10 protein-coding genes are annotated in these 14,244 nt (G+C 64.1%); 6 read left to right on the top strand and 4 right to left on the bottom strand.

Translation table 11 applies throughout. From position 1 onward, the window contains the following. Nucleotides 1-111: 111 nt before the first annotated feature. On the bottom strand, nt 112-1,968 hold the full coding sequence (locus tag ACRC0P_RS16315) for an ATP-binding cassette domain-containing protein (RefSeq protein ID WP_438632362.1): 1,857 nt from the start codon (nt 1,966-1,968) through the stop codon (nt 112-114). Between the two features lie 103 nt (nt 1,969-2,071). Between ACRC0P_RS16315 and ACRC0P_RS16310 the strand changes: the two genes are divergently transcribed. Further along, nucleotides 2,072-4,036, top strand: coding sequence for a transglycosylase SLT domain-containing protein (locus ACRC0P_RS16310; protein WP_438632361.1), 1,965 nt, complete (start codon nt 2,072-2,074; stop codon nt 4,034-4,036). A 154-nt stretch (nt 4,037-4,190) separates the two neighbouring features. Here ACRC0P_RS16310 and ACRC0P_RS16305 read toward each other — a convergent pair whose 3' ends face one another. Both ACRC0P_RS16305 and ACRC0P_RS16300 read right to left on the bottom strand, forming a co-directional pair. After that, nucleotides 4,191-4,448 carry a glutaredoxin family protein gene (locus ACRC0P_RS16305; protein WP_438632360.1) on the bottom strand — a complete coding sequence of 86 codons (258 nt, stop codon included), beginning with the start codon at nt 4,446-4,448 and terminating at the stop codon, nt 4,191-4,193. A gap of 2 nt (nt 4,449-4,450) precedes the next feature. Next, nucleotides 4,451-5,314, bottom strand: coding sequence for an FHA domain-containing protein (locus ACRC0P_RS16300; protein ID WP_438632359.1), 864 nt, complete (start codon nt 5,312-5,314; stop codon nt 4,451-4,453). Nucleotides 5,315-5,615: 301 nt separating this feature from the next. On the opposite strand from ACRC0P_RS16300, the gene ACRC0P_RS16295 reads away from it, so the two are divergent. From ACRC0P_RS16295 to ACRC0P_RS16280, 4 genes are all read left to right on the top strand, one after another. Beyond that, nucleotides 5,616-6,542: a PP2C family protein-serine/threonine phosphatase gene (locus tag ACRC0P_RS16295; RefSeq protein ID WP_438632358.1), complete on the top strand. Its 927-nt coding sequence runs from the start codon at nt 5,616-5,618 to the stop codon at nt 6,540-6,542. Nucleotides 6,543-6,564: 22 nt separating this feature from the next. After that, nucleotides 6,565-8,949, top strand: a complete 2,385-nt coding sequence (locus ACRC0P_RS16290; protein WP_438632357.1) for a protein kinase domain-containing protein — start codon at nt 6,565-6,567, stop codon at nt 8,947-8,949. Between the two features lie 72 nt (nt 8,950-9,021). Further along, the gene (locus ACRC0P_RS16285; protein WP_438632356.1) at nt 9,022-10,269 is read left to right on the top strand and encodes a M24 family metallopeptidase; all 1,248 of its coding nucleotides are present in this window, start codon (nt 9,022-9,024) and stop codon (nt 10,267-10,269) included. Further along, the gene (locus ACRC0P_RS16280; protein ID WP_438632355.1) at nt 10,266-11,231 is read left to right on the top strand and encodes a threonine ammonia-lyase; all 966 of its coding nucleotides are present in this window, start codon (nt 10,266-10,268) and stop codon (nt 11,229-11,231) included. The genes ACRC0P_RS16285 and ACRC0P_RS16280 overlap by 4 nt, the downstream gene beginning before the upstream one ends. 58 nt (nt 11,232-11,289) lie before the next feature. On the opposite strand, the gene rlmKL is transcribed toward ACRC0P_RS16280, so the two are convergent. Further along, on the bottom strand, nt 11,290-13,464 hold the full coding sequence (gene rlmKL, locus ACRC0P_RS16275; RefSeq protein ID WP_438632354.1) for a bifunctional 23S rRNA (guanine(2069)-N(7))-methyltransferase RlmK/23S rRNA (guanine(2445)-N(2))-methyltransferase RlmL: 2,175 nt from the start codon (nt 13,462-13,464) through the stop codon (nt 11,290-11,292). 315 nt (nt 13,465-13,779) lie between these two features. Here rlmKL and rmf point away from each other — a divergent pair, with 315 nt between their 5' ends. Continuing rightward, nucleotides 13,780-14,031 carry a ribosome modulation factor gene (gene rmf / locus ACRC0P_RS16270; protein ID WP_438632353.1) on the top strand — a complete coding sequence of 84 codons (252 nt, stop codon included), beginning with the start codon at nt 13,780-13,782 and terminating at the stop codon, nt 14,029-14,031. The last annotated feature ends 213 nt before the right edge of the window (nt 14,032-14,244 follow it).

Below are 14,244 nucleotides of genomic sequence, written 5' to 3'. Positions count from 1 at the left end.
CCGAAAACGCTTTATTAACTCAAGTTTCGGAGTTCAACCGTAGGATTGTCCCTGAAAGCCGCCCCCCCGGCTTTCGCCCTTGACAGGCCCTCGAACCCCGAAACTTGAGTATTAATCACTATCCAACTCCGCCCAGCGCTCGAACGCCGCCTCCAGTTGCGCCTGCCGTTGCGCCAGAAGGTTCAGCTTTTCCTCTACCAGCGGCTGCTCCTGCTGATAAAAGTCCGGCTGTGCCACCGTGGATTCCAGCTTTCCGATCTCCTCTTCGAGCTGCTCGATCTGCCCCGGCAGGCTGTCCAGTTCGCGCTGCAATTTGTAACTGAGCTTTTTCTTCTTTGCCGCTGGCGGGCTGCCCGAATCCGGCTTGTTTTTTGGCTTTTCCGCCACTGGCTGCGGTTCCCCGGCGGTTGAAAAACTTCCCCCCTGGCGCAGGAAATCGGCGTAGCCGCCCACATATTCACGCACGCGCCCCTCGCCCTCAAAGGCCAGGCAGGAGTCCACCACATTGTCGAGAAAAGCGCGGTCGTGGCTGACCAGCAGCACGGTTCCCGGGAAGTCCAGCAACAGTTGCTCCAGCAGTTCCAGGGTTTCCACATCCAGGTCGTTGGTGGGCTCATCCAGCACCAGGATGTTCGCCGGCTGGCTGAACAGCTTGGCGAGCAGCGCGCGATTTCGCTCGCCGCCACTGAGTGCCCCCACCGGTGTGCGCGCCTTGATACCACTGAACAGGAAGTCCGCCAGGTAGGACATCGCGTGGCGGCTCCTGCCACCGACAGTGATGGACTCCCTGCCCTCGGCGATATTGTCGAGCACGGAAAGTTCGGGATTGAGCTGGTCGCGGCGCTGGTCGAAGTAGGCCACCTGCTGCTTCGTACCCAGGCGCACCTCGCCGGAATCCGGCTGCAGCTCGCCCAACAACAACCGGATCAGGGTACTTTTGCCGGCGCCGTTTGGGCCGATCAGGCCCACCCTGTCGCCGCGCATCAGGGTGAAGGAGAGATCGCGGACCAGTGGCTCCTCGCCGGGATAAGCAAAAGAGACATTGCTCAATTCCGCCACCAGCTTGCCGGACAGCTCCCCGGAATCCAGCGCCATTTTCGCCCTGCCCTGCCGCTCCCGGCGCGCCTCCCGCTGGCGTCGCAGCGCCTGCAGAGCGCGCACCCGGCCCTCGTTGCGGGTGCGCCGGGCCTTGATCCCCTGGCGGATCCAGGCCTCCTCCTGGGCGAGTTTCTTGTCGAACAGCTCGGCGTGCCGCGCCTCCTCCTCCAGCAGTTTCTCCTTTTCCTGCTGGTAGCGCTCAAAATCACACTGGAACACGCGCAGTTGCCCGCGATCCAGGTCCCACACCGTCTTCGCCAGCCGCTGCGCCAGGGCGCGGTCGTGGCTGACGAACAGCAGCGCGCCGCGGTAGCTGGCGAGAAAATTTTCCAGCCACTCCACTGCGGCGATATCCAGGTGGTTGGTGGGCTCGTCCAGGATCAGCAGGTCCGGTTCGGTCACCAGAGCCCGGGCCAGCGCCGCGCGGCGCTGCCAGCCGCCGGACAGGTCCGACACCCGGTCTCCGCCATCGAGGCCGAGGCGGTCCAGCACACTGTCGATCCGCGGCAGCAGGTCCCAGCCGTGGGCGGACTCGATACGCGCCTGCAGGTCCACATCCGGCTCCGCGCGGTAGTCCGCCAGCCAGGCGCCCACGTCGCCCAAGCCTCCCGCCACATAGCGGTAGACGGAGTCACTACAGTCCGACGGCAGCTCCTGCTCCAGCGTCGCCAGCACCAGGCCGCTACTGCGCACCACCTCACCGCCGTCGGCGTCTATCTCCCCCGCGATCAGGCGCAACAGGCTGGATTTGCCCTCTCCATTGCGGCCCACCAGGCAGATGCGATCCCCGCGATCCAGTTTTGCGCTGACATCCTCCGCGAGCACCTGGGTTCCGTAGCGTAAACAAACGCCATCCAACTGAAGTAACATCTTTAACTACACTTGCTGTTGAGTAAAAACGGATATTTTACGCATTAATCATCGCGCTGTTCTGCTAAATTATCCGGCGCGAAATTTCAATCGGGTGATTCTAATGTCGATTGACGCAAAGGGAGTCGCACTTTTGCTCTCTCTGGTACTGGCTGTGACCGCGGTACCGGTAGCGGGGGAAGACGCGGAAAAGGCGGTGGCGCAGCGCGAAAAACTGCGTGAGGCGCGCGCGGCCATCGCCCGCGGCGACCAAAGCGAACTCGCGAGACTGAAGCGGGAGCTGCGCGGCTACCCGCTGGCACCCTACATCGACTACTGGGCCCTGAGCAAAAAGCTTCCACAGCTGCCCTACGGGGAAATCGACCAGTTTCTCACCGACTACCGCGGCACCGCCATCGGCGACTGGATGCGCATCCGCGTACTGCGCGAATTGGGCAGCCGCAAGCGCTTTCGCGCCTACCTGAAATACTACCGGCCGGAAAAAATCACCCGCACCTCCCTGCGCTGCTACTACGCCGACGCCCTCTCCCGCCACGGCGACAAGCGGGCCGCCTATGAGCTGGTGGAGGAGTTGTGGACCGTCGGCGTCTCCCAGCCCGACGAGTGCGATCCGGCATTCAACCGCTGGATAGGCAATGGCGGCCTCATCCCCGAACTGGCCTGGCGGCGCCACCGGCTGGCGGTGGAGCGCGGCAACCTGGACCTGGCAAGCTATATCGCCGGCAAGATGGGAGACGGACAGGCGCGGCTGGCACAGCTGATGCGTTCGGTGCACCGCGAGCCGAAGCAACTGCTGGACTACAGCCGCTTTATCAGCGACGAGCCGGAATACCGGGATATCGTCCTGCACGGCCTGCACAGGCTCGCCCGGGAGGACGCCGCGGCCAGCGACAGGGCCTGGCGCCGCTACGAGGCCAGCTACCTGTTCAGTGACGAAGAGCGCGACCTGCTGCTGCGGCGCCTGGCACTGCAGTTCGCGCGCCAGGACGACATGGAGGGGCTGCGGCAACTGCTCGCGCGCAGCGAGGATTTTTCCGATTCCCGGATTTTCGAATGGCTGGCCCGCCAGTCCCTGCGGGAGCTGGACTGGGCCCAGGTGGAATTCTGGATAGACCGCCTGCCGGAGAGCGAGCAACAATCCGACCGCTGGCTCTACTGGAAGGCCCGCGTCATCGAGGAGCTTTACAGCAAGGGGCGCGCCGACGAAGCGGTGGCGCTGTACCGCAAAGCCGCCGCCGAGCGCAGCTACTACGGCTTTCTGGCCGCGGACACCCTGGGAGAGAACTACAGTTTTGTGGACCGGCCGGCGCCGATCACGCCCAGGCAGGTGGAGCAGTTGGCCGCCGACCCGGCAATGCAGCGTGCGCGCGAGCTGCAGGCCATCGGCGAGTTCTACCACGCGCGTCGGGAGTGGGACTACGCCACCGAGGGCATGTCCCACGAGGAACTGCTTACCGCCGGCAAGCTGGCGAGTTCCTGGGGCTGGTATCACAAGTCCATTCGCTCGGTGCTGGCGGCGGATTACCTGGACGACCTGGAGCTGAGATTTCCACTGGCCTTCCCCAATATCGTGGCGGACGTCAGCAGGAGAGTGGGCGACAACACCGCTCTCAATCCCTACCTGATCTACGCCGTGGCGCGCCAGGAGAGCCACTTCAGCCATGACGCCAAATCCCATGCCGGTGCCCTGGGGCTGATGCAGTTGCTGCCATCCACCGCCCGCGCCACCGCCCGCCGCGCCGGCGTGCCCTACCGGCGCAGCTGGGACCTGCTCAGCCCCGACACCAATATCGCCCTCGGCAGCCACTACCTGAATTCACTATTGGACCGCTTCGACAACAACCGCTTTCTAGCAGCCGCCGCCTATAACGCCGGCCCCACCCGGGTGGCGCGCTGGCTGGAGGAAACGGGAAACAGACTGCCCTACGATGTCTGGATAGAAACCATCCCCTTCAACGAAACCCGCAACTACGTCCAGAACGTGCTCGCCTATACGGTGATCTACGCCTATCGCAGCGGGGACAAGGCATCGCTGCTGAGCGAACAAGAAGCGAGCCGCAGGCTTTAATTTCTCATTTTATTATTGCCATTCCCTTGCAATAAAAGATTGCCGGGGCGATACCCCATCGAAAAAGCATTTCGTCACCCGGGCGTCTAGAGAAATCGTGGGTTTTTGGATTCCGGCTTGAGCTTCTAGTCTGGTTTCGCCTGTAGGTCCGCTCCTACAGTTCCGGGAGCCGGCGCAGGAGCCATTCCTGCAACTGCTCCCGGTCAAAAGGCCAGCCACAGACATCCTCCGGATCCCCCAACCCCACCAGTGGAATGCGCGTTGCGAAGCGGTCCAGCAGCTGGGGATTGTCGGCGATGTCCACTTCACACAGACGAAGCTGGAACTGCTCCAGCAGCGGCCAGATCTCCGCTTTGGCTTTTTCGCACAGGCTGCAGCCCAGGGTGGTGTAGAGGATCAGGTCTTTCGGCACCGTCAGATCAGCCCCTGGTTGTGCGCCCAGAAATAGCCGACCACCGCCGCGGTGAGCAGCAGGCCGCTCATCCAGATCCAGCCGCTACCGCCGCCCTCGGCCAATGCGGAATCGCCTTCGTAGCGACGCCGTTCCCGGGTGGGTTCCGAGCCCGAGACCGTTTGCGGGCGCGCCCCAGCCGCCCGCGCCGCATCCTCGGTTGCCGACTTGTCCTGGGGCAGAGACACCGCAGGGCGCACTGTGGTCTTGTCGCGGTCGTCCGCCGGGCCCACCACGCTGAAGCTGAGGGTGTCGAAGCGCAGTTCGTCCCCGCGGCGCACGCGGCTCTCCACCACCCGCCGATTGTTAAGGTAGGTGCCGTTAGCGGAACCCAGGTCGATGACAAACAGCAGCCCCTCGCGCACCTCCAGGCGCGCGTGCCGGCGGGACAGATGAGACAGGGAAAAAGTGATATCGCACTCGTCGGAGCGGCCCACCACACTGGTTTCTCGCACAGGGAACACCTTGCCGGCAATCGCCGGATGGTTGGCGCGCAGCGCCCAGGAGACACCGCTGCCGGCGCCGGCTTTAAGCTTGGTTACCTTGGGGTCCAGCACCGCCAGTATGCGCCCGCCAATCTTTACCTGGTCGCCCAGTTGCAGCGGGCAACTGTCCTCCACTGACTGGCCGTTGACCGCAACCAATCCGGCACCGGCCAGGTTGTGCAGAGTGAGTTGATCGTCTTCCACCGCCACCTCGGCGTGCAACTTGGCCACGGCGTTGTCCGCGATGGTCAGATCACAACTGCCGGCGCGCCCGATGGTCACTTTCGGCGCTACCAGCCATACGCTCTGGCTGGCATCCTTGAGATCGCAAAGTTTGAACATATAAGGTTCCCCGATGATCAATAAGCAATGATCAATAAGCAATGAACAAAAATCCACTGGCAACCGATAGTCGATCACTGTTCATTGATAACCGGGCGCGAGTTTATCACGGAGAATTTACCCCGCATGTGATTCCGTTTGCAGCCTGCCGCGGCCCTGGGTTCTAATATGAACGGCATGCCAGACAGGGATAGACCACCGGTGCGGGTACAGGCTGGACCGCTGCAACAGCTGCCACGCTGCAGAGTCGACCAGACACACCGACCACCGGGTTAACCACAATAAAGGTAGTTGCACGCCAGTGAGTGAAGCCAAAGTACGCGAGGTATCGCGGGACAGCGGGACAGTCAAGCGCGCCAGCGGCGCCAGGCGCAGCGCCAGCGCCACCCACCCAGGTTACAAACGCGAGCAGAATGAAGACGCCTGCTGGGCCGACGAGCAGCGCGGAGTCTGGGTGGTAGCCGACGGCCTGGGTGGCCACCAGGCCGGAGAGATCGCCAGCAAAACCGTGGTGGAGGAAATCCAGCGCTCCGCGGGCACCGATCGCCACTACGAGCGAGCCCTGCAGCGCGCACACGCCCTGCTCCTGGGGGACGAACAGAATACCGCCAATATGGGCTCCACCGCCGTGGTGATGGCGGAAGACGGCGCCTACTTCCACATTTACTGGGTGGGCGACAGCCGCGCCTACCTCTGGACACCGGGCGAGGATGGCAGCCAGCTGAAGCAGCTCACCAACGACCACTCCTACGTGCAGATGCTGGTGGATTCCGGCGCGATCGACCCGCTGGAGGCCGCCAGCCACCCCAACCGACATGTGATTACCCGCTGTATCGGCGGCAGCGCCAATCCCAACCTGGAGATAGACCGGGTTTCCGCCCTCTGGCGGCCGGGACAGAAACTGTTGCTGTGCAGCGACGGCCTCAGCGCCGAGGTGGAGTCCGAACAGATAGCTCGGGTTCTGGCGGCCAACAGCGACAACCGCCGCGCCGCGGACCTGCTGGTGGCCGCCGCACTGGATGCAGGGGGCAAGGACAATATCACCGTACAACTGATCAGCGCGCCGGATAAGGCGCCAGTAACATCCGGAAAGTGGACTTTCCGCACAGGCCGTACGCCACACCCTTCCGCGCCCGGATTGAAATTTCGCGGCAAAATACTCCCTGTCCTGAGTGCACTCGCCCTGCTGGGCCTGCTGGCTACACTGGTCGCCCGGCAGTTTGGGTAAAAGAGGCAAGGAATAGGGTTCAATGGAAGTCGTCAGCACCAATACCGCCGCATCGCGGGAAATCCCCGGCTACCGCATCCTGAGGAAGATCAACCAGGGCGGCATGTCCACCGTATACCTGGCTATCCAGCGCAGCGTTGGCCGCCAGGTGGCGCTCAAGGTGATGTCGCCGGTGCTCAACGCCGATCCGGTGTTCAGCGAGCGCTTCCAGCGCGAGGCCAACATCGTCGGCCAGCTCTCCCACCCCAATATTGTCGGCATCCACGATATCGGCCGCTACCGCAGCCTCAACTATATCGCCATGGACTACATGCCCGGCGGCTCCGTCTCCGACCGCCTGTCCGAGGGGACCATAGATCCGCTGGAGGCGCTGAATATCATCCGCCAGATCGCCACGGCGCTGGATCACGCCCACGACAAGGGCTATGTGCACCGCGACCTGAAACCGGAAAACATCCTGTTTCGCGAGGACGGCTCCGCAGTGCTCACCGACTTCGGGGTGGCCCGGGCAATCGCGCAGACCACGCGCATGACCACTACCGGCATGGTGGTGGGCACGCCCCACTATATGAGCCCCGAACAGGCCCGCGGCACCGCCATCGACGGGCGCGCTGACCTCTACAGCCTGGGGGTGGTGTTCTACGAGATGCTCGCCGGTGCGGTGCCCTTCCAGGCGGACGAGGCGGTGGCCATCGCCATCAAGCACCTCACCGACCCGGTTCCCAAGCTGCCGGCGCGCCACTCCCTGTATCAGAACCTGATCGACCGCTTCCTGGCCAAGGACCCGGAACAGCGCTTCCAGCGCGGGCTGGACGTGGTGGACGCCATCGACCAACTGATAGCCACCCTGGCCGGCAAACCATCGACCCAGGCCACCCAGCTCAACAACACTTCGGTGCGCGTCTCCAGCCTGCTGCGTGCCCTGCTGATGACCCTTTACGGCACCCTGAGCGACCAGATCGCCGCCGCCTGGGCCCGCTGGCGCGACAAACCCCTGCACGAAAACCATCCCCGCGCCGAGCAGGCAACCATTATGCGCATCCACCAGGTGATCCAGCAGGCACCGCCGCGCAAGCGCCGCCAGTGGCTGTTCGGCGGCCTGGTATCGGTCTCCCTGGTGCTCGCCTGGGTACTGTTCAGCCTGATCGGCTACAAGCTGCAGTGGCAATCCGGCTCTCCCCTGCTGGACAGCGCCAGCGACTACACCGCCTCTCTGCTGGTACCGGAACAGGCCCCCCCTGCCCCCGAGACCCCGGCGGTGGCCGCAGCGACGGCACCCGGTGAACCGGAGCCAGAACAGGAGCCCCCTCAACAGAGCATCGAACCGCCGGCCCCGCTGGGAACCGATGCGCCGGTGGAGACCGCCGGAACCGGGGAAACAGAGCCGGAGGCCGGGGAAGCGGCCGATGCCACCCCCGGCGAAGATGCCGCGGCCCTCGAACCTGTGGTGGAAATCCCGAAATACCGTCTCACGGTGCAGCCGCGCCCCCGCAATGCGCGGGTACGGATCATGAACATCAATCCCCGCTACCGCGCGGGCATGCCCCTGGAACCGGGCAGGTACGACCTGGAAGTGAGCCGGCCCGGCTACACCACGCTGCGCCGCTGGGTGGCGATAGAAGACGCCGACCTCACGGTGCCGGTGACCCTGGAGCGCGCCTACTACCCCGGAAAAAAGATCCGCTCTTCCCTGGCGGACGGCGGCGACGGCCCGCAGATGGTGGTGATCGGGGCCGGCAGCTTCACCATGGGCAACGACCGGCGCGACGCCTCCAGCCCCGCGCATCGGGTCACCATTGCTAAACCATTCGCCATCTCCACCCACGAAGTCACCTTCGACGAATACGACCGCTACGCCGAGGCCACCGACGCCGCCCTGCCCGGTGATTCCGGCTGGGGCCGCGGCGACCGCCCGGTAATCAACGTGAGCTGGCGGGATGCGCGGGACTACGCCCGCTGGCTGTCCAGCCAGACCGGTCGCCGCTACCGCCTGGCCAGCGAGGCCGAGTGGGAGTACGCCGCCCGCGGCGGCGTGCCGCACCCCTTCTGGTGGGGCGACAGCGAAGCCCGCGGCAAAGCCAACTGTCGCCGCGGCTGCTCCAGCGAGTTCAACGGCCTCTTCAGCTATTCCAGCGCACCCGTGGGGCACTACCAGGCCAACCGCTTCGGCCTCTTCGACACCGCCGGCAATGTGGCCGAGTGGGTAGAGGATTGCTACCTGAAAGGTTACGGCCAGAGCCGTGACGACGGCCAACCGGTAGCGGTAGACAAATGCGAACTGCGCAGCGTGCGCGGCGGCTCCATGCGGGAACCCCTGAGTAATATCAGTTCCGATTACCGCACCGGCCTGAGCGAACACACCGTTTCCAAGACAGTCGGCTTCCGCGTGGTAATGGAACTGGAGTGAGTGGTCAGCGGTGGGGATTCAGTGGTGAGTTACACTAAACACTAACCACTGGACATTGGCTACTATACCGTCGTGATCGCTCCATTCACCCGCAGCGAGTTCAGACAGCGCCAAGAAGCAGTCCGCGCCCAACTGGCAGAACTGGGGCTGGACGCCTGCCTGATCACCAGCCCCGAGAACATCTACTACCTCACCGGCCTGGACCATATGGGCTACTTCGCCTACCAGATGCTGGTGGTGCCGGCCCGCGGCGATCCGGTGCTGATCACCCGGGAAATGGAAAAGGCGGTGGTGCGCGATATGGCGCCCGGCGTGCGCCATATCGGCTACCCGGACGGCAGTCCCGCGGGAGGCGACCGGCAAGTGCCCATAGCCAAGGGCGCGGAAACCCTGGAACCCTGGCCCGCTCCGCTGAAAGCCGCCCCGGAAGCCATCCCCCCCTCGATCCCGGTTACCCGCGACACCCTGGCCGGCATAGGCCTGGAGCGCGGGCGGCTGGGGATGGAAAAGGCCGGCAGTTTCTTTCCCATTACCGTGGCCGAAGGCATCCAGCAGTCCCTGTCGGAAGCCGAGTTCGTGGATGCCTCCGGACTGGTGGACGCCTTTCGCATCCGCCAGTCCGATCACGAGTTGGAGTGCACCCGGGAGGCGGCGCGGGTCTCCGACGCAATGATGCTGGCGGCCATCGCCGCCGCCGGCGTGGGAGTCAGTAAAAGGGACGTGATGGCGGCGATCTACAGCGAGATGTGCCGGCGGGGGGGCACCTATCCCGGGTTTGTGCCCCTGGTTCGCGCCACCACCACCCTGGAGCACGAACACGGCACCTGGCAGGACTACCGGCTGGCCGAAGGGGACCTGCTGTTCCTGGAGATGGCCGGCTGCGTGCGCCGCTACCACGCCCCCATGGGCCGGCTGGTCTATATCGGTGAGGCGCCTCCGGAGGCCGAGAGCATCAACGCCATCTGCCTCGATGCGGCCCACGCCGCCGCCGATGCCATCCACCCGGGAGTCTCCGCCGGCGATGTCTATAACGCCTGGCAGGCGGTACTGGACGACAGTGGGCTGGAAAGCTATCGCCGCCACCACTGCGGCTACTCCGTGGGCATCGGCTATCCGCCCAGTTGGTCCGGCAGCGGCGTGCCGGTGGCCCTGCGCGCCGGCTCCAGCCTGAAACTGGAGGTCGGCATGGTTCTCCACCTGATGTCCTGGCTGCTGCGCAGTCCCCTCGGCGACGCCTTTATATCCGACACGGTGGTAGTGACCGAGAGCGGCTGCGAATTCCTGACCGGCGTCCCCTGCGAAGTAACGGTGCGGCGATGAGCGATATCAGTGCAGTGGAGATAGAGGCCGCCCGCGAAGCCATCGCCGGATTTCTGGAACCCACACCCTGCCTGCGCAGCCGTCCCCTGGAGGAACGGTTGGGGCGCCCGCTGTGGTTGAAGTGCGAACTCTTCCAGCAGACCGGCTCCTTCAAGCCGCGCGGCGTACTCAACTGGCTGGCCAGCGCCGCCGATACCCGGCTGGAGCGGGGGCTGGTCACCGTCTCCGCCGGCAACCACGGCATGGCCCTGGCCTGGGCCTGCGGCGAGCGGGGTATTCCCGCCACCGTGGTAATGCCGGAGGGCGCCAGTCCCTTCAAGGTGGAAGCCTGCCGCGGCTACGGCGCCGAGGTGATACTGCATGGAGATATCCGTGCCACCTGGGCCCATGCCAATCAACTGGTGCGGGAGCGCGGCGCCACCCTGGTGCCCCCCTACGACGATCCGTACATCATCGCCGGCCAGGGCACTGTGGGGCTGGAACTGCTGGAACAGCTGCCGGAACTGGATACCCTGATCTGCCCGGTGGGCGGAGGCGGCCTGATCTCCGGCATAGGCATTGCCATCAAGTATGCCAGGCCGGAGGTCCGTATCGTCGGCGTGGAACCCGCCGGCGCCGCCGCCCTGAAGACCGCCTGGGACGCGGGGGGCCCGGTGGAACTGGAGAAAGTGCAAACCCTGGCCGCCAGCCTCGGCGCCAACCGCGCCGGAGAGCACACCTACGCCGCCAGCCGCCGGGTGGTGGACGAACTGGTAACCCTCGATGAAGAGGGCATCGCCGCCGGCGCAGAATTGCTGATCACCCGCGGCAAATTCTACGCCGAACCCGGCGGTGCCATCGCCGTGGCAGCGATCGCCGCCGGCGCCGTCTCCCTCGACGGAAGCGCCTGCGCCGCGGCAGTGGTCAGCGGGGGGAATATGGAAACCGGGGAGCTATTGAAGCTGCTCGACAAGCTCCCTTGACGGTGCGCACGGCGCACCCTACACAGGCATAGCCCGTAGGGTGCGCCGTGCGCACCGGTTATTTCTGGATTTCCCAAACGTTGTGTATTTTCGGGTTGCGCTGAAAATCCCTGTCCAGCAGTTGTAAATTCTCTACCCGAAATTCCGCACAAATAGCTTCGTCCATCTTGAAACTGCGCAGATTGTTGGAGAACACCAGGGTGCCGCCCGGGGCCAGCAGCGCCATGCACTGGCGGATCAACTTTGCATGGTCCCGCTGTATATCCAGTACGCCGCGCATTTTCGCTGAGTTGGAAAAACTGGGCGGGTCCATGAAAATCAGGTCGTAGTGGCCGCGCCGGTTCTGTTGCGCGGCTTCCAGCCATTGCAGGCAATCCGCCTCCACCAGTTGGTGGCGGTAGGGGTCCATGTTGTTTTGCCGGAAGTTGCGCGCGGCCCAATCCCGGTAGGTTTTCGACATATCCACGCTGGTGCTCTGCGCCGCGCCGTCCAGGGCCGCCTGCACCGTGGCGGTGGCGGTGTAGCAGAAGAGATTCAGGAATTTTTTTCCGCGTGCCTGCTCGCGCAGGTGCCGCCGCACCGGGCGGTGGTCCAGGAACAGGCCGGTATCCAGGTAGGCCCAGAGGTTTACCTCCAGTTGCGCACCGTACTCGTTCACCGTGAATGGCTGGCCGCCGGTATCCCGCTTGCGGTACTGGCCACCACCCTTATGGCTGTGACGGCGGCGCTCTTTGATGATGATATTTTTCCCGGACAGCTCCAGCACCGATTGAACCGCGCGCACCAGGTCGCGCAGCCGCGCTTGGGCCTTTTCCTCCGGGATGTTCGCCGGCGCCTTGTACTCCTGGACATGGGCAAACAACTCGCCTTCCAGCGAGCGGTAGAGGTCAATCGCCGCAGCGTATTCCGGCAAGTCCGCGTCGTACAGGCGGTAACAGCTAATGCCGTTCTTCTGCGCCCACTTGCCTGTGGTGCGCAGGTTCTTGCGCAGCCGGTTGGCAACCATCTCCACCTCGGCGGAAAGCGTTCGACGGCCCTCCCCTTCCCCCCGGTTTTCCATAGACTGCTCGCGGATATGAAACAGCAGCAATTGGCTGGGAATACTGCCGTTGTACAGCTGGTACTGTTTGTGGGAGCGCAGGCCGGTGGCATGACCCAGTTCCGGATTGCCGGTGAAAATACCCACCGACCATCCGGGAAATTCCTTTTTCAGCTGCCGGCCCAATTCCGCGTAGGTCTCGCGCAGTGCTTCCTGTTCGCCCAGGCGCTCGCCATAGGGGGGATTGGTCAATACCAGTCCGGGTTTCACTTGGCGGTGACTGGGCACCTTGAAGGCCGCCACCGGGCGGCAGCTGACCCGCACCTGCTTTTCCAGCCCGGCGCGGGCGATATTGGCCTCGGCGGCAAACAGAACCTTGGCGTCGGCGTCGTAGCCGCGGATTTCCGGCAGTTCCCGTTCCAGCCCCTGATGCCGGCGCTCCAGCGCCTCCTCCCGCAGCGGCATCCACAGATCGCTCTGGTGGTTGAGCCAGCGCTCGAAACCGAATTCCTCGCGCAACAGTCCCGGCGCACTATCCGCCGCCATCATCGCCCCCTCGATAAGCAAGGTGCCGGAGCCGCACATGGGGTCCAGCAGCGCGCCGCCATCGGCGGCGATGCCCGGCCAGCCGGCGCGCACCAGCAGTGCCGCAGCGAGGTTCTCTTTCAGGGGCGCGGCGCCGATATGGGTGCGGTAGCCACGCCTGTGCAGGCTCGTGCCGCTGAGGTCGATGGCGATATCCAGCGTGTCCCGTTGCAGGCGCAGGGCCACGGTCAGGTCCGGATGGCGGCGGTCTATCTCCGGCCGCGCACCGCTCTGGCGGCGCAGCCGGTCGACGATGGCGTCCTTGGCCTTCTGGGCGCCGAACTGGCTGTTGCGGATTTCCCGGTTGGTGCCGGAGAACTGCAGCCAGAGTACACCGGAGGGATTGATATGCTCCTCCCAGGGAATCCCGGCGACGGCGCGGTAGAGATCTTCCGCATCGGCAATCCGGACCTGCCCCAGCCGTAGCAACACGCGGTTGGCCAGGCGGCTCCACAGGCAGCAGCGATAAGCCAATTGCAGAGAACCGGAGAAATGCACGGCGGCGGGCTGTTCGCGGGTCGCCCCGGCGCCCAGGGCGCGCAACTCCTCCGCCAGCAGGCTCTCCAGGCCCCGGGGGCAGCTGGCGGTAAAGTCGATAACGTCAGTCAAAATCCTGTCTCTCACTCAAGCGGAAACTGTGCCGGGAAGGCGACAATTTTGGGAAGATTTTCCCGCTATGCAAATTTCTTCTATTACCACTTCTCTTCAGACGAAAGCGTTCGTTCACAGGCCAGGTGGTTTTTGATCTACTGGGGCTGCGCTCATAACCGCCAGCTCAAAGGATGCCAACCGGTTCTCGCAATGTGAACCCAACAGTGCACAGCGAATGAAACAGCGCGCGGCGGCGAGCGCTTTTTTATTCCACAGGTTTTCACGATATCCTTGAATATCGGGGAGAGAAAACCTGCGAGGTGTCCAAACCTTATGAAACGCCAAAAACGCAACCAGTCCGACAGAGCCTTCTACAAAGGCTATCTGGCCGCCACTCAAAACAAGGCCATGGATCGTTGTCCCTTTGAAAATGAAGAGCTTCACCAGGCCTGGATCAACGGCTGGCGGGAAGGCCGGGAGGATTACTGGAACGGGTTTGAAGGCTCAGTCACAGCGCAAAAACTGGAAACCTACCGAGCGGTAACCACCAATGTGCACCACCCGGACGGCTGGCGCACCATGTAGCGGCCCGCCCCGCCTCGGGGCATACCGCAAGGCGCAAAGTGACCATCCACCTGATACCCGGGGGTAGTGTCCTGTATGGTACTAAATAGTGATACCAGCGGGCCGCTAAGCGGCCAGATGCAAGGCGCATTTGCGCCGGCGTAGTCATTCTACGTCAAGCAAGTGCAACGCCGCAGATGGCTGCTTAGCGGCCCGCCCGGAGGGAGCCCCCCA

Origin of the sequence: Microbulbifer sp., from assembly GCF_051659245.1 — a bacterium.
Classification (GTDB): domain Bacteria; phylum Pseudomonadota; class Gammaproteobacteria; order Pseudomonadales; family Cellvibrionaceae; genus Microbulbifer.
This window is presented reverse-complemented; position numbering and strand designations above follow the sequence as displayed.